This window comes from Marinobacter sp. THAF197a, assembly GCF_009363275.1.
GTDB lineage: Bacteria > Pseudomonadota > Gammaproteobacteria > Pseudomonadales > Oleiphilaceae > Marinobacter.
On record NZ_CP045324.1, the window covers coordinates 1,875,811 to 1,895,826 of the forward strand.

The 20,016-nt window shown below is 52.1% G+C and carries 15 protein-coding genes; 10 read left to right on the forward strand and 5 right to left on the reverse strand.

Annotated elements, in window-relative coordinates:
* Positions 1–9: 9 nt before the first annotated feature.
* The 10 genes from FIV08_RS08725 to FIV08_RS08770 all read left to right on the forward strand — a co-directional run bounded on the left by FIV08_RS08725 (position 10) and on the right by FIV08_RS08770 (position 11,710).
* Complete coding sequence (locus FIV08_RS08725; RefSeq protein ID WP_228715545.1) at positions 10–1,116, forward strand: glycosyltransferase family 4 protein; 1,107 nt, start codon at positions 10–12, stop codon at positions 1,114–1,116.
* Positions 1,113–2,627: an oligosaccharide flippase family protein gene (locus tag FIV08_RS08730; protein WP_152438033.1), complete on the forward strand. Its 1,515-nt coding sequence runs from the start codon at positions 1,113–1,115 to the stop codon at positions 2,625–2,627. The genes FIV08_RS08725 and FIV08_RS08730 overlap by 4 nt, the downstream gene beginning before the upstream one ends.
* A 3-nt stretch (positions 2,628–2,630) precedes the next feature.
* On the forward strand, positions 2,631–4,559 hold the full coding sequence (gene asnB / locus FIV08_RS08735) for an asparagine synthase (glutamine-hydrolyzing) (RefSeq protein ID WP_152438034.1): 1,929 nt from the start codon (positions 2,631–2,633) through the stop codon (positions 4,557–4,559).
* A 9-nt stretch (positions 4,560–4,568) separates the two neighbouring features.
* A complete protein-coding gene (locus FIV08_RS08740) occupies positions 4,569–5,828 on the forward strand; it encodes an ATP-grasp domain-containing protein (protein WP_152438035.1) in 1,260 nt (419 codons plus the stop codon).
* A complete protein-coding gene (locus FIV08_RS08745) occupies positions 5,806–6,393 on the forward strand; it encodes a GNAT family N-acetyltransferase (RefSeq protein ID WP_152438036.1) in 588 nt (195 codons plus the stop codon). Before FIV08_RS08740 ends, FIV08_RS08745 begins: the two co-directional genes overlap by 23 nt.
* 39 nt (positions 6,394–6,432) lie before the next feature.
* Positions 6,433–7,314, forward strand: a complete 882-nt coding sequence (locus FIV08_RS08750; protein ID WP_152438037.1) for a glycosyltransferase family 2 protein — start codon at positions 6,433–6,435, stop codon at positions 7,312–7,314.
* Complete coding sequence (locus FIV08_RS08755) at positions 7,281–8,219, forward strand: glycosyltransferase (RefSeq protein ID WP_228715519.1); 939 nt, start codon at positions 7,281–7,283, stop codon at positions 8,217–8,219. The genes FIV08_RS08750 and FIV08_RS08755 overlap by 34 nt, the downstream gene beginning before the upstream one ends.
* A complete protein-coding gene (locus tag FIV08_RS08760; RefSeq protein ID WP_228715520.1) occupies positions 8,216–9,364 on the forward strand; it encodes a GNAT family N-acetyltransferase in 1,149 nt (382 codons plus the stop codon). Before FIV08_RS08755 ends, FIV08_RS08760 begins: the two co-directional genes overlap by 4 nt.
* Before the next feature lie 20 nt (positions 9,365–9,384).
* Positions 9,385–10,941, forward strand: a complete 1,557-nt coding sequence (gene xrt, locus FIV08_RS08765) for an exosortase (protein WP_152438039.1) — start codon at positions 9,385–9,387, stop codon at positions 10,939–10,941.
* Between the two features lie 169 nt (positions 10,942–11,110).
* Positions 11,111–11,710, forward strand: a complete 600-nt coding sequence (locus tag FIV08_RS08770; protein WP_152438040.1) for a PEP-CTERM sorting domain-containing protein — start codon at positions 11,111–11,113, stop codon at positions 11,708–11,710.
* On the opposite strand, the gene FIV08_RS08775 is transcribed toward FIV08_RS08770, so the two are convergent.
* The 5 genes from FIV08_RS08775 to prsR all read right to left on the reverse strand — a co-directional run bounded on the left by FIV08_RS08775 (position 11,657) and on the right by prsR (position 19,887).
* Complete coding sequence (locus FIV08_RS08775) at positions 11,657–12,790, reverse strand: glycosyltransferase (RefSeq protein ID WP_152438041.1); 1,134 nt, start codon at positions 12,788–12,790, stop codon at positions 11,657–11,659. The genes FIV08_RS08770 and FIV08_RS08775 overlap by 54 nt on opposite strands.
* A 67-nt stretch (positions 12,791–12,857) precedes the next feature.
* Positions 12,858–13,538: a PEP-CTERM sorting domain-containing protein gene (locus tag FIV08_RS08780; protein WP_152438042.1), complete on the reverse strand. Its 681-nt coding sequence runs from the start codon at positions 13,536–13,538 to the stop codon at positions 12,858–12,860.
* A gap of 145 nt (positions 13,539–13,683) precedes the next feature.
* Positions 13,684–15,648 (reverse strand): PA14 domain-containing protein, encoded by a 1,965-nt coding sequence (locus FIV08_RS08785; protein ID WP_152438043.1) that lies wholly within the window; start codon positions 15,646–15,648, stop codon positions 13,684–13,686.
* Between the two features lie 120 nt (positions 15,649–15,768).
* Positions 15,769–18,465, reverse strand: coding sequence for a tetratricopeptide repeat protein (locus FIV08_RS08790; RefSeq protein WP_152438044.1), 2,697 nt, complete (start codon positions 18,463–18,465; stop codon positions 15,769–15,771).
* Positions 18,466–18,516: 51 nt separating this feature from the next.
* Positions 18,517–19,887, reverse strand: a complete 1,371-nt coding sequence (gene prsR, locus FIV08_RS08795) for a PEP-CTERM-box response regulator transcription factor (RefSeq protein WP_152438045.1) — start codon at positions 19,885–19,887, stop codon at positions 18,517–18,519.
* Between the last annotated feature and the right edge of the window lie 129 nt (positions 19,888–20,016).

Sequence of the window (20,016 nt, forward strand, 5' to 3'; positions counted from 1 at the left end):
AAGGTTTTAATGTGTGCTCTGCAGCCAGGGGGGGGGATAAAGACATTTCTCAGATACATATATTCCCAGCCTTGCTTTGATGACTGCGAGTTTGTCCTGTTTGCGCCAGACAATGGCTTGTCATCGTACCTTAATGCTGTGGTTGGGGATGATCGAATTGAGGTGATTCCCGCTCCTCAGAATTCGTGGGATTTCGCTGTTGCACTAAGAGGCGTCATGAGAACCAGGGAGCATGACCTGGTTCATTCCCATGGATTTGGCGCAGGCGTACTGACCGAAATTGTAAGAACCTTGTCCAGCCGGTCGCCGCACTTGATGACGGCTCATGATGTCTTTCTTGACTCACAATTTGCAGGGTTGAAAGGAAATGTTCGCAAACTGGCTATGGCGCGGCTTTTTGGTCGAATAGACCGTATTCACACGGTAACAGAGGACGCGACCAGAAACTTCAGCGACTTTTTCCCCGGAGTTTGTACTGAGCGGCTAAAACCAATCTTGCATGGTGTGGATACGGATCTTTTCAGTCAGGGTGAGCCAGCAGATCTTCGCTTTGAACTTGGTATATCAGCATCAACGCCTCTCATTGGTTTTTTCGGTCGGTTTATGGGCCAGAAAGGTTTTCGTACTCTTGTGCATGCAATGTTGGCAATAAAGCAAGAAGGTATCGAACCCTTGCCCCGTGTGCTGACTTTTGGTTGGGGTGGTTTTATCCGGGAAGACTACGAGTACCTGACAAGTCTGGGATTGGCTGACGACTTCGTTCAAATGCCCGCAACAGACAATATGCCCTCGATGATAAAAGCGGTAGACATGGTCGTTATGCCCTCCCGTTGGGAGGCTTGTGGTTTGTTGGCTATGGAAGTGCTTTCTGCTGGCGTGCCGTTGATTTCGACTGATTGCATCGGCCTTCGAGAAGTCGTTGCAGGTTCGCCCACAAGGATTTTTCCGCCCGGGAGCGCTGAAGGTCTTTCTGTCGCCATAAAAGCAGAGATCGCTGCCCCGAGTAAAGATTATTTTTCGGACTATCAGCAAACTGCCATAGCCCGTTTTCACATTGGTCGCCCAGCGAGTGAGCTGCGTGCACTTTATGATGAGTTGGCCGGTCAAACTTCATGATACGTACTTTGCTAGTCAATACTGGCTCAAACGTCCTGGTCATGTTCGTAAAGCTGGTCATTACTTTCATTATGACCCCCGTATTTGTCCACAACCTGGGCAAATACGATTACGGCCTGTGGGAAATGATTGGTGCGGTTATTGGCTACATGGGCATACTCGATCTTGGCCTTCGCCCCGCTATAAGCCGTTATGCCGCCAGGCACCTGGCAGAGAAGGATGAAACCGCACTTCAGTCTGTCTATATGTCTGCGCTCGCATTCATGGTGGTGGTCGGCCTACTGTTGTTTGTGTTCTTTTTCTCATGGGGATTTTGGTTTGGCGGTGCATTGGCCCCGGAGGGTGAGCCCCATCAGAAGTACACCTTGTTCCTCATTATTATTGGCGCCTACCTGCTGATTTCTTTTCCTGGGTACGTGGCAGAAAGCTACCTTGAAGGCTTTCAGAAGTACTACCTGAAGAACAACATTACCATTGTGAACTCGGTAGTGGGCTCTGTGCTGCTGTATAGCCTGATTACACCGGAAAACGGATTGGTGCTTTTGGCGGGTATTAATGCCATTGGTCTTACGGTGAAGTATCTGCTGTTTATGTGGATTCTTTCGCGCCCAGCCTACGGTGCCATTCGCGCGCAGCTGGGGATGTTTTCCTGGGTACGGTTGCGAGAGCTTATCGTATTCGGGTTCAAGTCGTTTGTTCAGGGTATAGCAACCCGTGTTGAGAATGCGACAGACGTTCTGGTCATCGGCTTGATTCTGGGGCCGGCCATGGTGCCGTTTTACAGCATACCCGCAAATCTAACGCAACACATTCGCGGATTGGGCTGGACGTTGACTCATGCTTTTATGCCCCTGTTCAGTGGGTTAAGTGTCAAGGCTGAAGACGAGATGATCCGTCGAGTATTCCTTGTGTCATCCCGATACGTGGTCAGCATCGTGTTTGCCATGGGTACGGGTGCGCTGCTGCTTGGCGTCCCGTTCATTAATATTTGGCTTGGCCCTGAGTTTGGTGAGAAGGCGAAGTATCTGATTATTTTTCTGGTTTTCTTCACCATTCTTCCTTTTATCAATCCCTTTGCCAGCCGCTATCTCACGGCCATAAACAAGCATGGTATTTTTGCCAGGCTTACCCCCATCGCTGCCATTATGAATATCGGGCTTAGCCTGGTTCTGGTGAATCCTTATGGTCTGGAAGGTGTGGCTTTTGCCTCAGTGGTACCTGGACTGATCTTTGTGCCTTTGTATCTCCGCTATACCTGTAGACATTTGGAGCTCCCAGTTTGGAAATACCTCCGTGTGTCTGTGCTGCCTGCATTTGTGCCGGCAGGGACCATGGCATTGATTCTATTGGGTATGGGGGAGTATCTGATCTATGATTCCTACGCTGATATTGTTGCCGGCGCACTTCTGAGCAGTCTTGCCTGGCTTGTGGCGTTTTGGTTACTGGTGTTAAACAGGGAAGAGCGAACGTATCTGGGTATCCGGATCATTCGTATGGCGGGAAGGAAATAAGGAATGTGTGGTTTTGCAGGATTCGTCGGTAAAACACCTTTTCCGGGCGCGGAAGCTGTATTAGAGAAAATGGGGAGCGCCATCGCGCATAGAGGGCCCGATGCCGCCGGAATATGGTTGGACGGCAATCTATCCGTTGGTCTTACCCACCGCCGCCTTTCAATTATGGATTTGTCGGAGCTGGGTGCTCAGCCCATGGCATCGGAGTCTGGCCGTTATGTTATTGCATTCAATGGCGAGATATATAACTTTCGCCAGCTAAGCAAAGAGCTGGAAGCTGACGGTGCGCAATTTCGAGGGCATTCCGATACTGAAGTCATGCTAGCAGCATTCGAAGCCTGGGGGGTCGAACCGGCCCTCCAGCGACTTTCAGGGATGTTCGCCTTTGCGTTAGTGGACAAGCGGTTCCGTAAGTTTTATCTGGCAAGGGACCGAATGGGGGAAAAGCCCCTGTACTATGGCTGGCAGGGTGAAAGCCTGCTTTTTGGTTCAGAGCTTCGGGCGTTACGCCAACATCCCGCTTGGCAGGGGGCAATTGATACATCAGTCCTGCCCGCTCTCCTGCGCCATAATGTGATTCCGGCACCCCGCACCATACACCAGGGTATATGCAAGCTTCCGCCGGCTTCTTATGTGTGCCTCGACCTCGATCACCCTCAGTCCGGTCAGCTGCCGGATCCCCAGCGTTACTGGATGCTGGAAACCAGCTTCAAGGAGCATCCCGGTTACACCCTTGAAAGTGCTGCCGATGAGCTCGAAAGGCTACTGAAGCAGTCAATCAGTGACCAAATGGTCTCTGATGTACCTTTAGGTGCGTTCCTGTCCGGTGGCATCGACTCTTCTACAGTCGTCGGGATTATGCAGAGCCTGGCCAGCCAGCCGGTGCGTACCTTCAGTATTGGTTTTCATGAGAAGGGTTTCAATGAAGCGGAGCATGCAGCGGCCGTTGCTAAACATCTGGGCACGGAGCATACCGAGCTCTATGTGACGGAAAGAGAGGCAAGGAATCTGGTTCCAGACATCCCTGGCATTTACGATGAACCCTTTGCAGATTCATCGCAGATACCAACGTATCTGGTTAGCCAGATGACGCGAAAGCACGTAACTGTGGCACTTTCCGGAGATGGGGGGGACGAGCTGTTTTGTGGTTATACCCGTTACCCGGGCATGCTGGTTGCCTGGAACAAACGTTCATCGATTATCAGCCACCTCAAGCGAATTGCTGGCAGTTTACCGCCCGGGCTTTCTGCCAGGTTTATCCGTGCAATAGTATCTTCCCAGAAGAGCCGAAGCCTGGAGGCAATCCAGTATCAGTTGCGCAGAATTCAATCGATAGCTGGTGCCCGCGACCTTTCGGACTTTTATAGGCGGTCTGTTTCCCTGTGGCCAGATCCTGCAATGGCGCTGAAGGATGCTGGCGAGTACAGTTATGGATTGAACATGACGCTCGCCGAGGGAATCCCGGATAACACCCTTAAGACACTGATGTGGCGGGATCTTAACTGGTACCTGCCGGATGATATCCTCACCAAAGTGGACCGGGCCGCCATGGCCTGTAGCCTGGAAACACGTATCCCGATGCTGGATCCGGCGATTGTGTCGTTTGCATTGGGGCTTCCTGAAGATCTCAACCTGCGGGGAGGTGTTGGCAAGCAGGTTCTGCGTGCTGTGCTGTACCGTTATGTACCCAGACAGCTGATCGACCGACCAAAACAGGGATTTGCAGTGCCGGTTGCCGCCTGGTTAAGAGGGGGGCTACGGGAGTGGGCCGAGGAACTGCTGGCGGAACACCGGCTAAATGATCAGGGTTACTGGCACACAAAGAGAATTCGCTGGTTGTGGGAAGAGCATCTTTCTGGGAGAGAAGACTACAGTTTTGAACTTTGGGGAATTTTGATGTTCCAGGCCTGGTTTGACCACAATCAATCATGAGGAGTTGCTTTGAATAGCCCGCCAGTTTATCTGATGGATTGCGAACAGCGTTGCGCCGAGGGCGTATTGTATTCGCTTGCGCGTAATGGCTGCCGGGTAATTGGACTTACCTCAGTCTCTTTCTTCCCAATGCGATTCTCCAGGCACCTGGCTTCCTGGTATTCCTCCCCAACGTTAAGTGAAGGGTTCGAAGAATATCTCCAGTTTCTTAAAAGCCTTCCTGAAGCCGGCGTTATCCTGCCTTCTGGTGACTTGAGTGTGAAATTTCTTGCCCGCTATTTCCGGGAGCTGACTGATGCTGGTTTTATGCTGAGTGTTCCCGGAACCGGTGATCTCGAAACGTTGTTCGACAAGCTCAGCTGCAATCGGGCATGTGCAAATGCCGGAATTCCGGTCGCGAAGACCTGGTCTTTGTCTGAGCTGGAAGACGATCCCACGATTATCGAAAGATTGCGCTGGCCGGTTATTGTTAAACCTACAGCTCTTGCTGGAGGCAATTACCGCAAGGTTGAAGAGACGGGGGAGTTGGAGCAGGCAATTGACTATATTTCCGGTATTGTCCAAAAGGAATCAGTAAGACTGAATGAATCCGGTGTTGTGATTCAGGAGTGGATTGACTCAGGAATGACAGACAACTGGAGTTGTGACGTGTTTTGTGACAGTCAGGGGCGGATTGTCGATCATGTGACCATTCAACGTGTCAGGACATCGCTCAATGAAAAGGGGACACCCACTAGCCGCATGTACTGTGGCGTATTCCAGCCGGAGCCCAGGCTCCTTGAACGCACCGAACAGTTATTGAAAGCGCATCGCTGGAAGGGGTTCGCTCATGTGGAGTACATATACTGCAGTCGAGATGAGGAGTTCTATCTGACGGAGGTGAATCCTCGCCTGCCTGGGTACTCCTATCTGCTCAGTGCCACAGGCCATGAGCAAGGGTGGTACTACGTGGCCGATCTGATAGGGGTAGATTATGACAGCCAGGGTAAGGATTCCGGCGTCGTTTATTTTGAGTCCTTGCGGTATCCGGGCGACCTGACTGATGGTGTTGTGAATGCCGTTCGTGGAAATCTCGATATTTCCACGCTGCTTTCAAGTTACTGGCGAGCGTTGTTCAGTCCTGATCAGGTCGTTATTGACCATTTTAACCGTAAGGATCTTGGGCTCACGTTTGGTCTTGTTTTATTCAATGTCAGGACGTTTATTGAGAAGGCTGTCAGTTATATTCGAAGGCGGATGTTGAAGAATGGCTTTGCCAGGAAAGCTTGAGCGACCAATTCTGCGTTATGGGATTCTGGGCGGGCTTTCCCATATCGGAAGAGAGGCTTTATCGCGTGTTTTCAAGATCCAGTTGGTCTACCGGGAGACAAAGCAAGTTAGGGGGGCGTCGTCTGCTCTGAGGAGTCTGCTGGTGAGCTGCGAGTCCGAAGCCAACGATCAGGCGACGCTGGATGAATATTGCCCGGATTGGCGTGATCGTCTTCGCCAAGGAAACTTCCTGATATGCGTGGTGGATGAAGAGCGTATGGCGGGGTTTGGTTGGGGGCGGTGGCAGCGTGAATTGGGGTTCACTTATGTGGAGTCCTGCCTGGGCTTGTCTCAGGAGATTTTCTATATCTATGACTGTTACACGATTGCTGAGCATCGTGGCAAGGGAGTCTACCAGGCTGTCTTGACGTCGTTAGCAAAGGTTGCCAGGGAACATCCGGTTTATGTGGCGTGCAGATGGAACAACACTGACTCTATCCGAGGAATAGGAAAGGCTGGATTTATGCTGGACAGGATCTTTGTGTGCTTCGAAGTAATGGGGCTGCGTTTGAGATTTAACTACTGAAATGTCTGAGGACATTCAAGAATGACGAAGGAAGGAACCATGGACGAGAATCCGCTTGTAACCATAATTACACCTACTTATAACCGCGCAGCCTTCCTGCCCCAGGCTATTGATGGCGTTCTTGCCCAGACTTACGGAAATCTTGAGCTGATTATTGTGGATGACGGCTCCACGGATAACTCTCCGGAAATCCTGTCGGAATATCAAAACAAAGATGACCGGATTCGAGTCTATAGACAGGAAAACCAAGGACAGAGCATCGCGAGGAATAAAGCGATCAGGGAAGCCCGAGGTGAATTTATCTGTTTTCTTGACTCGGATAACTATTGGGCGCCGGACAAATTGGAGCAACAGGTCAACCAGTTCAGAACCAATCCCGCTGCGGATGTGATTTACGGGAATGTTGTCACAGTTGATGAACAGGGTAACGAGATTTCCCGGAAGAACATGAAGCGTTATTCCGGGGACATTACTCGCTGGATGCTGCGGGATAACTGCGTGAGTATGAATACTGCTATGGCTCGGCGGCAGTGTTTCGATGAAATGGGGGGGATGAGTGGACAGCGCCGTGTGGCCGATGATTACGATCTTTGGCTGAGGTTTTCTGCCCGCTATCGATTTCTGTATGTGCCACAGTACTGGGCCTACTACAGAGTGATGGAGGATCAGATTTCATCCGATAAAACTGCACGTTTTGAATCCAACGAGGCAATCATTCGAGACTTCAGGAGAAAGTTTCCTGATGCCCTTACCAACAAGGAGTTCGATGTGGGATTTGCCGTGTTTTACGTTCGAAAAGCACGCTATCTGGCATCCACCGGCCGTAAGAGGGAAGCCTTCGGAGAGCTTTTCAAAGCCCTTAGCTATCGCCCGTTGGAGAAAGTTGTTTGGCGGGGCGCCGCGGCAATAGTGCTCAAATAAATGGATTTATGATGGCTGATCAAAGACCTGTAGTTTCCGTTGTTACGCCAACGTTTAATCGCGCTGACTTCTTGCCCTATGCAGTTGAAAGCGTGTTGGCACAGACGTTCCGTGATTTTGAGCTTTTGGTTATTGATGACGGGTCTACCGACAGCACACGGCATCTGATGGAAAGCTATACCAAGGATTTGAGAGTCAGATATTTCTACCAGCCCAACCAGGGGCAGAGCGTGGCAAGAAACAGGGGGCTTGAAGAGGCCCGCGGTGAGTTTATCTGTTTTCTTGACTCGGATAATGCCTGGTTCCCGGATAAGCTGCAAAAATCACTGGATGCGTTCCGGGCATATCCCGACGTTGACGTGATCTATGGGGATTTCCTTGAGATAGATGAGACTGGCGCTGAGCTTGGAACTAACAAGATGAAGCGACATACCGGCCACATAACTTCCGAGCTCCTCAAAGATAACTTTGTCAGCATGAATACCACCATGACTCGTCGTCAGTGCTTTTCAGAGATGGGCGGCTTCGACGCCGCTGATCGCCTGGCAGAGGACTATGGTTTGTGGTTGCGATTTTCCACCCGTTACCGGTTCTATTATCTGCCCGAAGTACTTGGCTACTACCGTGTAATGGAGGATCAGATTTCTTCTGACAAAGTACGCCGATTGAATGCAAACGAAAGGCTGCTGCTCTCCTTTCTGGATGCCTACGCAGGCTGTGTAACATCGAAACAAAGAAGGCGTGGCCTGAGCCACTTTTACCTGAGGCGGGCCAGATTGCTTGCGACAGAAAAGCAATTCGCAAATGCCTACAAAGATATCCTTAGAGCTGCAAAACAGGATCCGCTCTGGCAAGGGCCATGGCGGGGTGCTGTGAAGGTTACTTTAAGGGCGGTGAAACTGTGATTGGCGGCAGCGCTGCCTTGCGGGTGGATCTGCTGGATGAACATGCATTCGCAGCTTTGCAGTGTGACTGGGCGGAATTGTTGGCAAAGAGTAATGCCGACCCATTGTTTATGAGCTGGCCGTGGCTCTATAGCTGGTGGGAAACCTGGGGCGAAAGCCTTGGCCTTGAACTGATGTTGTTGGGGGTTTACCAGGCAGATGATCAGCTCGTCGGGATTGCACCGATGTATCGACACAGGATTCCGCTCAGCGTCGGAATGACAGTAACTCGAGTGCATTTTCTGGGTAATGCGTGGAGGGTGAGCCCTACGGTGCGTACCGAGTATGTAGGGCTGGTCGCTAAGTCTGAGCTTGAATCTGACGTTGCTTTGGCTGTTGCAGCATATTTGAAAACTTTGACCTGGGATGAGTTGGTGATTCCCGATAGCCAAGAGGAAGCGGGTGGAGCGCTGGGGCGTGCTTTGGCTGAGGCTTGCAGAGCGACCCCGGTGGTGCGGAGTGAATCCATGGGGGTGTGTATTGATACGGCCCTTACCATTGAACCGTGGCTGGCCAGTCTTGGTCCCAACACTCGACGTAAAGCGTTTAACCGAAGATGCTTGTTCGAGAAGCAGTTAGGTGGGAATTGGCAACACTTTGAAAATAATGCTGTTTCTCAGGCAGCGTTTCTCGACCAGCTCAACCGATTTCACGTAAAGCGATGGGAAAAGCCTTGTTTTGATGATAAAGCCTGCCAGTTTCATTTAAAGCTGCTTTCAAGGTTGTCTGATAAACAACACGCGTTAATGTCCAGGCTCGTGGTCAATGGACAGGTGGTCTCGGTGCTTTATGACATTCAGGCGGGAGCCAGAGTTTATAACTTGCAATCTGGTTATGATGAAAGCTTAAATCCCAAATTATCTTTAGGCACTTTGCACCTGGGGTATGCTATCGAGCAAGCTTTTCAGGATCCTGGAATTAATCAGTATGATTTGTTGGCAGGTTCCGGTAAAAATACTTTCTATAAGGCAAGGTTTAATGGTCGACAGGTGAGTTTCCCAACGGTTGACCTTGTGCGGTCTCCGGTGTTGCGCGCGGCTTACCGGCTCCGGTCCTGGTTGCCTGGTGGGCTGGTTTCTCGTATTAATCGTGTGTTCAGGCTTTAGAGGTTCTAAGGAAGACAGTAATGCCGAACGAAAGGACTCAATCAATCCATGTGTTGCGTAACACAATTCCATTTGCTCTGAGCCTTCTGGCGCTTGGCTGGCTGATCTTTCCCACGGTGCAGGGTATTGTTAGCCGCTGGTTCAAGTTTGATGAATCCTATTCCCATGGGCTCCTGCTGCTTGCGGTGTCCCTGTTTCTGACAGGCCGGACCTGCCTGAGATATCGGCTCCAGCCCGGTTTCTATCCTCTTTGGCTGATCCCGTTCCTGCTCGCCCTTATCGGTTATGGGCTCGGCGATATACTGCGTATTCAGGCCGTCCAACAGATTGTTGTGGTTCCTTTGTTGCTTGGCGTGCTTGCAGTTTTCATGGGGTGGCGCCAAGTTCGACATTTCATTGTGCCCGTTGGCCTTCTGATATTTACCGTGCCGGTCTGGGATTTTCTTTCCTGGACACTTCAGGTCATAACGGTGGAGATCAATCGGGTACTGCTGGGGCTTATGGATATAGAGTTCCGCGTGGAAGGGGTGTTCGTTTACCTGATTGGTGTGGGAACCTTTGAGGTGGCTCATGGCTGTTCAGGATTGCGTTATCTGCTGGTAGGGCAGTCATTGTCCGTTATCTATGGAGAACTGAACCTCCGGCGATTGCGCTCCAGGATCATTATGTTTTGTTGTGGCGTCCTGTTCGCTTTGGCCGCTAACTGGATACGGGTATTCGTGATCATCTATATGGGTTACGAAACAAATATGCAGACCAGCCTGATAGATGACCACGACAATTTTGGCTGGTGGGTCTTTGCGGCGACGCTGGTGCCGTTATTCCTGATAGGACGGGTGTTGGAGACATCGCCCAGGGAACAAGTGCAAAGTCCAGGGTATAGGGACGATGGTCGACCTGTTGCAGATAGATCTGGTCGCACCCGAATGGCTGTAGGTGTCGCCCTGATGGTAGCGCTTCCTTTAATTCTTTGGCTTGCACTGCCCTCCACTGAACATAAGATACGCTCTGAGCCAGCCCAAATTAATCTCCGACTCGATGGTGAGCAGTTTGGTTCGTTGTTTTCCAGCAATCTTGAAGGGTGGCGGCCGCAGGTTCGCAATCCCGACAGAGTATATGTGCAGACGCTATTTGAGCGAGGGCGGGTTGAGCCGGATCAAGGCTTGGCTGAACGGCTTTTAGTAAGTATCTATAGTTATGATTTTCAAAGGCACTCAGCGGAGTTGGTTCAGTACTCCAATCGCTTATATGACCGTGAGAGGTGGCATCCTGAAAACGTCTTTACAGTGGCCGCCCCTGGGGCTGTATCCTTGCGAGGCGTTACGTTACGCGACAGAGTTTCCGGTAAACATCTACACCTCGCCTATACATACTATGTCGAAGGGATTTGGGAAACTGATGACCTTAAGGCCAAGTTGGCCCAGATTCGGGGATTCGTTAATCCGCGAGAGGATGCGTCTTTGATAATCTATGGTGTTTCTTGCGAAGACTGTAACGGGCTAGAGCGACTGGAAGAATTGATCCTGGGTACATTCAGTCGCGTCGTCGAATCTATAGATCAACATTACGCTCCCTAACGAGAGCTCCCTCGGATCTGGTTTTGTGGTCCAGGAAAGGTCTCATTGGTATATCGAGTCGGAAAACTTTACACGTATTGAGTTTTGAATGGGGCGTTCGGAATAAATTCAGTAAGTTGTAGTCTGGTCTAATATTTGCTGATTAATGAGCCTGACAAGGAGGTGCAGGATGAAACTGTCGACATTAGTGATTTTTGTATTGTTTGGCTTGAGTCCGCTACAGGCTTTAGGGTATATCATCGATTACACGGGAACGATGGAGATGAGCCGAACACCCTGGGGTGATCCAGACCCACTATCTTTAGAAAAGTTCGATGTTCCCTTTGAGGTTGAGGCTGATACAGAAACGCTCAATTTCTTAACTATGAGTATATGGCTTGATGGGATCAAGCTAACTCACCATGTTGAGAACACGGGTCACATAGCGCGATGGGATTATTATCTGAATCAGTGGAATGCTGTTGACGGATTTTATTGGCGATTCGAACATAATGGCGTTAACTATGACCTTGAGTGGCTGTGGGTTGAGATTCCATCTCCGCCCGGCTCCAATCCTATTGAAGAGTTTCATTCGTTCGCTGAAGGGCCATGGTATTTCGGAGTTTATGACTCTGATTACAGCACGTCATACTCGGCCTGGCCAAAAGGGCCTATCCACGGATTGGCCAGACAAATTCCAGAACCGGCCACTTTCATTCTGCTTTCTCTGGGGTTGTTAATCACTGCGATCCAGAGACTGGTGAGAAATTCGCGTGGAGGACCTCACTGACCAGTTGAGGTCTGAGACTTGCGGACTGGGTCCATGGGGAAGGGGGGCAACTAACTCGCTGATAGCTGCTTGGAGGTTTTCAATAAAGGCTTTGTGGTTTGAGGAATACCACTGTTCAGCATTGGCTGAAGTCCGCTCAAGAGTTTCCGGCATTGCGTTTATGGCGGTGTTAATTGTTGCATCAAGGCTTTGTTCTGAAACCATGTACCTGGTTCCTAGCCGGAAGGCTCGGCTATTGTTCGGCTCTGCCAGGTAGCCTCGGCTTCTCTCAATCAGTTCGTTCATTGGTGGTGCATTTGTGGTGATTGTCACACAACCGTTTTCGAGTGCTTCCGCTAATACCTGTCCGTAACCCTCTACTTCAGACGGAAGAATTGCAAATCCTGCTTCCCGCCAAAGTGTTTTCATTTCCTTGTCTGTCAGATTGCTCAGGATCTCGATGTTCTGGTTGGGATAATCAGAGCTATCTATATGTTCTGAAACCACTATTAGCTTTGGCCATTCAGGATGTCGCGACCAGCAAGCCAATACTGCTGAGGTTCCCTTGAATTGACTGTTACCGGCTACATGCAGCGCAAGGCGATAATTTTTGCCGGAAGTACAAGGTTTGGATATCTCGGATCCGCCGGTAAAGCCCAGGTACATCACGTCCGAATGGTATCGCGAAAAGATCTCGGCAGCGTGTTGCGTCTTGCAAAGAATTCGGTCAACACTCGGGAGGTATGGTAGTAGGGATTCAACAAACCACTCCTGATTTGGAATCAGCCAATGCCTTTTACCCCGGCGTAGTTGAGACACTCGAGGGTTTTGAAGGTGGATTACCAAGTCTGATTTTGATTGTCCTGATACTGATCTGGCGATACCGTTTTTTAAAGCATAGTAAAGGCGCCCAACGGGTTCAGGTAGATATTTACTAAGTAATCGGTATCGATAATGTGATAGTTGGTTTTGCCATTCTGGTGTTGGTGGTAATGGCTCTATTTGGCAATTATGCCCAAGAGAATTAAGTGCAGACTCAAGGATAAGCGCATCCTTTCTTAACCCGCGCCCACTGCTAGCATAAACGATGAGGATGTCCATGGGTCACCACCAGAAAGAGAAAAGCCCTGCAAAGGCAGGGCTTTAAAGCGTAGCACAGAGTTGCATGTCAGGCTTTTTTACGACCCTTCATACGCACTGCGATACCGGCTAGGCCGAGGCCCAACAGAGCCAGGGTGCCGGGCTCAGGGACTTTTGAGGCGCGAACGGCAATAACCATGTCATCGTGGTTATCATCGCCACTCCAGCCATCATCGAAACTGATAAGGAAGTAGTCATCTTCTACGTAAAAGAGGTTGAAGTTGACAGAGGTGTTTGGATTTACCGGTACGTTCAGTTGACTGCCATTGGTTCCATCATTGACCACCTCAACGTTGTTTCCATTGATAAAGCTGAACGTTAGTAATTCGTTTAAGCCACCAGTGAATATAGTGCTAAACGTATCGTCTGGAGTGCTGTTGGTATCGAATACCAAGGTGTTACCCCAGTAGAACTGGTTGTTATCTGAAGCCTCTTTACCCAGATAAGTAAATGTCAGTTTGAATGGGTCTGAAGAGGTCGATACGAGGTTGTGCCCGAACAACACTGAGTCACCAACGCTATATAACGGGGCGTCAGCAGTCCAGGTGCCGGCAACGCGGGTTGCGTAATCGTTATCGCCGGGTACGGTTTGCTCGGCGGCTGCGCCGGGGGCATTTCCGTTGGCAACGGCGTCAATGTAGGCTGCCTGTGCGAAACCGGAAAAACCAACTGCGGCTGCCAGTGCGATGCCTTGTGTAAGTTTGTTCATTTGAGTCACTCCTCCAGTGAGTGGTCGAATTTTTACAACACCCTTTAACCAAAGCAGATAGCGTGCCAGATTTTAAACCATTGATTTTAAAGAATTAATTCTTTCTTTAATCTGGGCGATGTAAATTAATTCGACGATCTCTCTTTTACTGCACACTGTACTGAACTGGATCTGACGGTTCGCTACTCAGTCCGTTGGTGTCAATCACCCTTATAGTGAAGTACCAATCTCCCGAGGAGAGCCCTTCTATCCTTGCTTCAGTTGTGCCCGCTGGAACCTCCAGGATCTGGGGCATGTTTGTTGGCGCTTGGCCGTAGTTGATCAAATACCCGGAGATTTCGCTGAGTGAGATACTGCTGCCGTCTACGCGTGTAAGGGGCGGAGTCCAGGATAGCGTGACACTGCCCGCGCTGGCGCCATTATCAGATGGTTCGCTGGTTACCGGCGCATCCGGTTCAGATACGGTCTCAAGTGTGTACGGGTGAAGTCCTGACTGGTAAGCCTGCAACACGGTAATACCGCTGTCATTAAAGACTTGATCGGCGACAGGTTGTAGCAGCGGTAAGCCGTATCGGAGCTTGTACAGGTCGTCTATGCCGTCGTTGAGTGAGCTGTCGCTGGAGGGGCTATCAAGAGAGAGGGCTTGCACCACGTTTTCCGGGTTAAGGTTTTGCCCGGTCGCTGTATCGGATATCACCAGACTTGCAGAGGCGTCCCATCCTGATTCGAAATATTCCATAGTTACCGCTACGGGAATCTCGGCCGGGAGGCTGGCTGTACTGGTATAGGTGGTGGCGGATTGGTTTTTCCACTGATTGATGACCAGGTTGCCATCAAGGAAAAGGCCAACACCGTCATCCGTTCTTGTGGCAAACGTGTATTCGCGCGTGCCTTCCGTGTGCGGTGGAGTAAACCAGCCCTGCCACCGAATACTGAAATTATTATTGGGCATATTGGCAGACGGGCTGCCACTTCCCCAGTTGAAATTAATGGCAGTGTCTCGCTGAGTGTAAACAAAGCTGTCAAAGTTTACGCCTGTGAAATACTGGCCAACGTATCCTGGCTGGTAGGTTGCTTCAGGTGCAGGGAAATCCTCAGGATCCAGTGGGTTTGTGCCCGCCAGGTATTCCTCGAGTACAGAGTATCCGTCTCCATCCAGGTCTCGCGAGGCATCGGTTGGGTCTGTGGGATCAAGGCCGTAAGCGTATTCGTAACCATCGGGAATGCCATCGCCGTCGGTATCTGCAAGGTTGGGATCTGTGCGCGCCCAGAATTCATCCAGTGCTGTAAGCAGGTCTCCGTCGGTATCTGACATCGCATCCGTCGGGTCTGTCGGGTCCAGGCCATAATAGATTTCCCAGTTGTCGTAGAGGCCATCACCATCTTCATCCAGCGGTGGATATTGGGCGTTATACGACAAGCCCTTCTCACCATCGAAAAATCCGATACGGTAGCCGAGTTCATAGGCTTCTTCGGTGGTCAGGTCCGGTTGGGTGCCCGGGGTTGTCTGCGCAAAACTATGCAGGAAAGGACCATCGATCACCTGTTGATTCAGCCCGGGCCCGGACCAGGCCACGGTAAAGTGGTCATCCCAGCCGCCTTCTTTGTGTCTCAGCTCGAAGTAGTATTTTTGCCCGGCCTCAAGGTAATGAATGCCCGAAGTTTGTGAGCTGTAGCGGGTGAAGTTATCGAGGGGGGTCGCCATGGTTGAGGCGATTCGAACGATATCTTCCGGAGACTGTGAAGGGGAGAGCCAGAGTTGAGTTTCGTCGTCACCTGCAATGTAGAAGGTGTATTCACCCGTTGCGGGCGGTTCCACATAGCCACGGATCAGGGTGCCGTAATTGTTAGCCCGGCTCGCTGCGCGCCTTAATTGATTCAGTTCGGTGATTTCATCAGGTGAGTCCGGAAATTTTTCGGCATCTACCATGCTTTGAACGTTGGTGCCTGATATGCCATCAAAGTACCAGACGTCGACTTTTCCCGGTTCGCTGACTTCTGGAATGGCAGCAGTGGGCGGTAGTTTTTCAATGTCCCGAAACTGCCAACTCTGGCAACCACCGAGAAAAACCACCACCACACCGAGGCCGAGAATCTTCTTGGCAGCCATAACTCACCTTCCTTGCGCAACGATACATTGTGTAAAGTATTGTTGCAGTGTGTTAGGGCTGCCACCGAGTCTTAGGAACGTTTCGCTATCTGCCTACCGCGCTTATAGCGTTAACCTCTGTCAGGCCTCGTTATCCAGCTTGGTCAGAATTCGCCTGGCGTCGTCATCCCTGCCGGCTGCCCTGTAGGCCTCCACCAGATGCATGGCAATTTCGCGGGAGCCTGGGTCCAGCTCGTGCGCTTTCTCAAGCACGACAAGGCTTTGTTGTTGCTCACCGGATTCAAACAGTATCCAGCCATAGGTATCCGCCACCGCTGCGCTGTCGGGGACCAGTTCGTAGGCTTTCCTGGCAGTGTCCAGGGCCCGATTATCACCCGTTTCGTAATACAACCATGCCAGGTTGTTAAGGGCTACCGCATTGGTCGGGCTGAGCGATACCAGCTGTTCGTAACTCGCCTTGGCTTTGTCTTGTTGGCCCGTCTGCTGATGTGCCATGGCCAGGCTGAGCATGATTCTGGTGTTGTTCGGGAACTGCTCCATGGCGCGTTCAAGAGATTCCAGTGCCGCGGTGGGTTGGCCTGCACTACTGAGTGCTCTGGCTCGGGCAACTTGCAGCTCTGGGGTGTTTCGTTTGGTGAGTGCGAGCTGATAGAGCTCAGCGGCTTGTTGGTGTTCACCTTGGCTCTCGTAATAGCTGGCTTCCAGCTGATATGGGCCTGGGGATTCGGGGTTGTGTTGTTTTGCGTCCCTCAGAGCGTCCCTGGCTGCAGCGGTATTGCCATTACGGAATTCGATAGAGGCCACTTTCAGGGCCATGTCTTCGTTATCCGGGAACAAGGTGCGGCCCCGATTGAGTATCTGTAGCGCCCGTTCGGTTTGTCCACGCTGTACCAGTTGCGTTGCGATACCGTCGTACACTGTGGCGACCAGTGGCTCGGTGGGAGCTGGCGCATCCGCTTGCTGCCGCTCCATCAGCTGGGCAGTGAGTTCGTCGGCTTCGGAGGTGTTGTTCTCAATGAGTGCTGTCTCAAGAAGAATCAGGCGCGGCCCTGCCGCTTCCGGGTTGTCCTCGCGTATGCTTCGCATCAACTCGGTTAGGTCGTCTCTGGGCAGGAGGTTGGCAATTGCTTGCAGTGCTCCGCGGTTGTCGGGCGCCAGCCTTACGGCCTGAGTATAGAGTTCTCGGGCGGTGTCATTATCATCGCGCAACCGGGCCAGGTTACCGAGCCCTACCAGAGGCGTCGGGTTGTCGGGTGCCGCTTTGTGTGCCATCTCAAAAAATTTCCGGGCGTTGTCCATGTTGCCGGTGTTGCCGGCCAGGTTGCCTTTTGCAATCAAAGCGGCCACGTTTGCCGGCTCTTTTCGTAGCAGGTCGTCCAAGGCCTTATGTGCGGCGTCGGGATTGCCTGAGGCCATCTGCGCCTGGCTCACGAGTATCGTGGCCTGGGTCGATTCAGGAGCCTCTGCTGGAATCTGGCGAGCCTGGCTGATGGCGGCCTCATAGTCCTCGCGTTGGGCAAGGTAGGTGGCGTAGCGCAGCCGAAGATTGTGGTTATCCGGTTGCAGTTCGAGGGCCCTGTTGATGAGTTGGCGGCCACTCTGGTCGTCACCGCTGGCGAGAGAAGCGATGCCAACCAGGGCCAGAGTTTGTGGGTCGCTGTCGCGATCCTTGAGGTCGTCAAGCAGTGTTTTGGCGCCCTGGGGGTCTCGCATGGAGATTCTGGCTGCGGCCAGAAGCTTGCGAACACCGTCGGTGTCGTTCATCTCCGCGAGGGGTTCCAGCAGGCTGGCTGCTTCTTCAGTGCGACCCTGCCGGAAACGGATAACGCCCAGCATCAGCGCACTTTGCTGGTGCCCGGGCGCCTGGTTCAGCACTTCCTGTAAAAAGCGAGCAGCGGTATCGAGATCTCCATCGTTATAGGCGGCGGCTGCTGCTTCAAGGTTGCTCTTGATGGTTCCGGGCCCCGACTTGGCAAGGATTTCTTCATAAACAAAGGCTTCTGCTGATTTGCCTTGCTGGCGAAGGACCGTTACCAGAGCTGAGATGGTCTGGTACTTTCGGTAAGTCATCACGTCGTACTGGCCAATCGTTTCCAGTGCGCGGATATAGTTTTGCTCTGCCTCGGCCCATTGTTCCTGTGAGTGGGCGAGTTGTGCTTTCCATAGCCAGATGTCTTCATGGTCAGAATCGATGGTTTCTGCCTGGCTGAGCAGTTCGCGGGCCTTGGCAATGTCGCCCCGGGCGGCGGCGATTCTGGATAATCCGACCGCGGCGGTGACATTCTGATCGTTGCGTTGAAGGGCGTCAGTATAGGCTATCTCGGCCCGATCAAAATCGCCGGCCGATAACCAGGCCTGGCCCCTCAGGTTATCCGCCTTGAGTTCCTGGTCCCGAGAGGGTGAGCTAATCTGATCCAGCGCCTGGACAGCTTCTGCGGTTTTTCCCTGCAATATCCTTGATTCCGCGCGGATTAACGCGGCCTGGTTCATCTGGGACTGGGTAAGGGCGTCTTCGGACCGGTTCTCCAGGAATTGGTCAAGCTGGCGCTCGGCGTTAACAGCATCTCCTGCGGTCAGCAGGTTGTTGATGATGACGAAGTAGGGATCAACGCGCTCAGGTTGCATCTGGATGGCGCTGCGAGCCTCAATAGTGCTCGCTCTTAACTCCCCCTGGCGTTGGAAGAACCGCGCCTGGTCAAGGTGGCTGATATACTGGATGTCGTCCTGTGACATGTCCGGCTCGCTGTTGCAGCCAGTCAGGCTTAACGCGATGGCAGCTGAAAGCAGCGACACTCTTACAACGTTACTGATTTTCATGCCCTGTTCCTTCCTTTTATCGGGGTCTTGTTCTGAATCCGTTGGAGTTGGTCACACACCGCTTGTCGCGGTGGAGGTCTCAATCCGGTATTTGTCTGTGAGGTTATAGAGCGTTGGGCGGGTGACTCCCAGCAGTCTCGAAGCCTGCGCCATATTAAAGTTGCTGGTGGTCAACGCCTGCATGATCGCTTTACGTTCCGCCGCTTCACGAACCTGGCGAAGGTTTAGCTGGTAGTCAGCTTCACAGCCGTCGGCCGGGAGCACCAGGTCGTCTGCGGTAATCCGTTTGCCGTCAGCCATGATGATGGCCCGTTTCACTTTGTTGATCATCTCCCGCACGTTCCCTGGCCAGCCATAGGCATTAATGGCCTGTACAGCGTCTTCGGAGAAACACAGGTTGGGTCGGTCGAGCTGCTTGCCCAGGGTTTTCAGCAACGACTGGGCTATTACCAGAGCATCGCCTTCACGTTCCCGCAGGGCTGGCACATCCAGGGTGATTTCACTGATCCGGTAGTAAAGGTCTTCCCGGAACTCACCCTGGCTAATCAGGTCCTGAACATTTCTATGGGTCGCGCAAACCACCCGGACGTCTACCGGTATGGGTTTGACTGAACCCACTCTGTCTACCACTCGTTCCTGCAGGAACCGCAACAGTTTTGCTTGCAGGGCCATGGGCATATCGCCGATCTCATCGAGGAACAGGGTTCCCCCGTTGGCGCTTTCAATCTTGCCTTTCTTCGATTGCGTCGCGCCGGTAAACGAGCCCTTTTCAAAGCCGAACAGCTCACTTTCCAGAAGGTTCTCCGGGATGGCGGCACAGTTGATGGCGGCAAAAGGTTTGTCAGCCCGGTGGCTGAGATCGTGCAGTGCCCTGGCCAGCAGTTCCTTGCCAGTGCCGGTTTCTCCGGTAATCAGAGTAGTAACGTCTGCAGGGGCGACTTTTTCAACCGTACGGCAGATAGCGAGCATTTCAGGGCTGGCGGCAACAATGCCTTTGATACTGGTGCCGTTGCCCTGGCCGGCCAGTTCACGGTTCTCTCTCTCGAGCTCTGCGAGTCGGAACGCGCGGTTGACCACGAAAGTAAGGATGTCTGCGTCCAGCGGCTTCTGGTAGAAATCAGAGGCGCCCATGCCAATGGCTTTGACCGCGTTTTCTTTGTCTTCCCGGCCGGTCACGACGATCACTTTAGTCATGGGTGCCAGGCGTAAAATGTCTTCCAGCAGGGCAAAGCCTTCAGAGGCTCCGCCTGGGTCCGGTGGCAAGCCAAGGTCCAGGGTAACCACTTGGGGCTCAAGGCGTCGGAGGGCCGTGAGCGCGGCCTCACGATCTGAGGCAACAGATACGTCAATGTCGTCGCTGAAACACCAGCGCATCTGGCTCTGCAGGCCGGGGTCGTCTTCTACAATCAGTAGCTGCTTCACAACAACACTCAATCCTTTGGTCTGTGTACGGCGCGGCTGCCACCATTGGCTGAACCGGCATTTCCATGGTTATGATTCTTAACTGAACATTGACACTTTGCAATGCTGATTCAGAAAAATACCTTCGGG

What these genes read in the sequence shown, in the direction of transcription:
- xrt (WP_152438039.1), top strand. Translation starts at nt 9,385, where the DNA reads ATGCCGAACGAAAGGACTCAATCAATCCATGTGTTGCGTAACACAATT.
- asnB (WP_152438034.1), top strand. Translation starts at nt 2,631, where the DNA reads ATGTGTGGTTTTGCAGGATTCGTCGGTAAAACACCTTTTCCGGGCGCG.
- FIV08_RS08730 (WP_152438033.1), top strand. Translation starts at nt 1,113, where the DNA reads ATGATACGTACTTTGCTAGTCAATACTGGCTCAAACGTCCTGGTCATG.
- FIV08_RS08750 (WP_152438037.1), top strand. Translation starts at nt 6,433, where the DNA reads ATGGACGAGAATCCGCTTGTAACCATAATTACACCTACTTATAACCGC.
- FIV08_RS08775 (WP_152438041.1), bottom strand. Translation starts at nt 12,790, where the DNA reads ATGGACATCCTCATCGTTTATGCTAGCAGTGGGCGCGGGTTAAGAAAG.
- FIV08_RS08785 (WP_152438043.1), bottom strand. Translation starts at nt 15,648, where the DNA reads ATGGCTGCCAAGAAGATTCTCGGCCTCGGTGTGGTGGTGGTTTTTCTC.
- FIV08_RS08770 (WP_152438040.1), top strand. Translation starts at nt 11,111, where the DNA reads ATGAAACTGTCGACATTAGTGATTTTTGTATTGTTTGGCTTGAGTCCG.
- FIV08_RS08780 (WP_152438042.1), bottom strand. Translation starts at nt 13,538, where the DNA reads ATGAACAAACTTACACAAGGCATCGCACTGGCAGCCGCAGTTGGTTTT.
- FIV08_RS08745 (WP_152438036.1), top strand. Translation starts at nt 5,806, where the DNA reads ATGGCTTTGCCAGGAAAGCTTGAGCGACCAATTCTGCGTTATGGGATT.
- FIV08_RS08790 (WP_152438044.1), bottom strand. Translation starts at nt 18,465, where the DNA reads ATGAAAATCAGTAACGTTGTAAGAGTGTCGCTGCTTTCAGCTGCCATC.
- FIV08_RS08725 (WP_228715545.1), top strand. Translation starts at nt 10, where the DNA reads ATGTGTGCTCTGCAGCCAGGGGGGGGGATAAAGACATTTCTCAGATAC.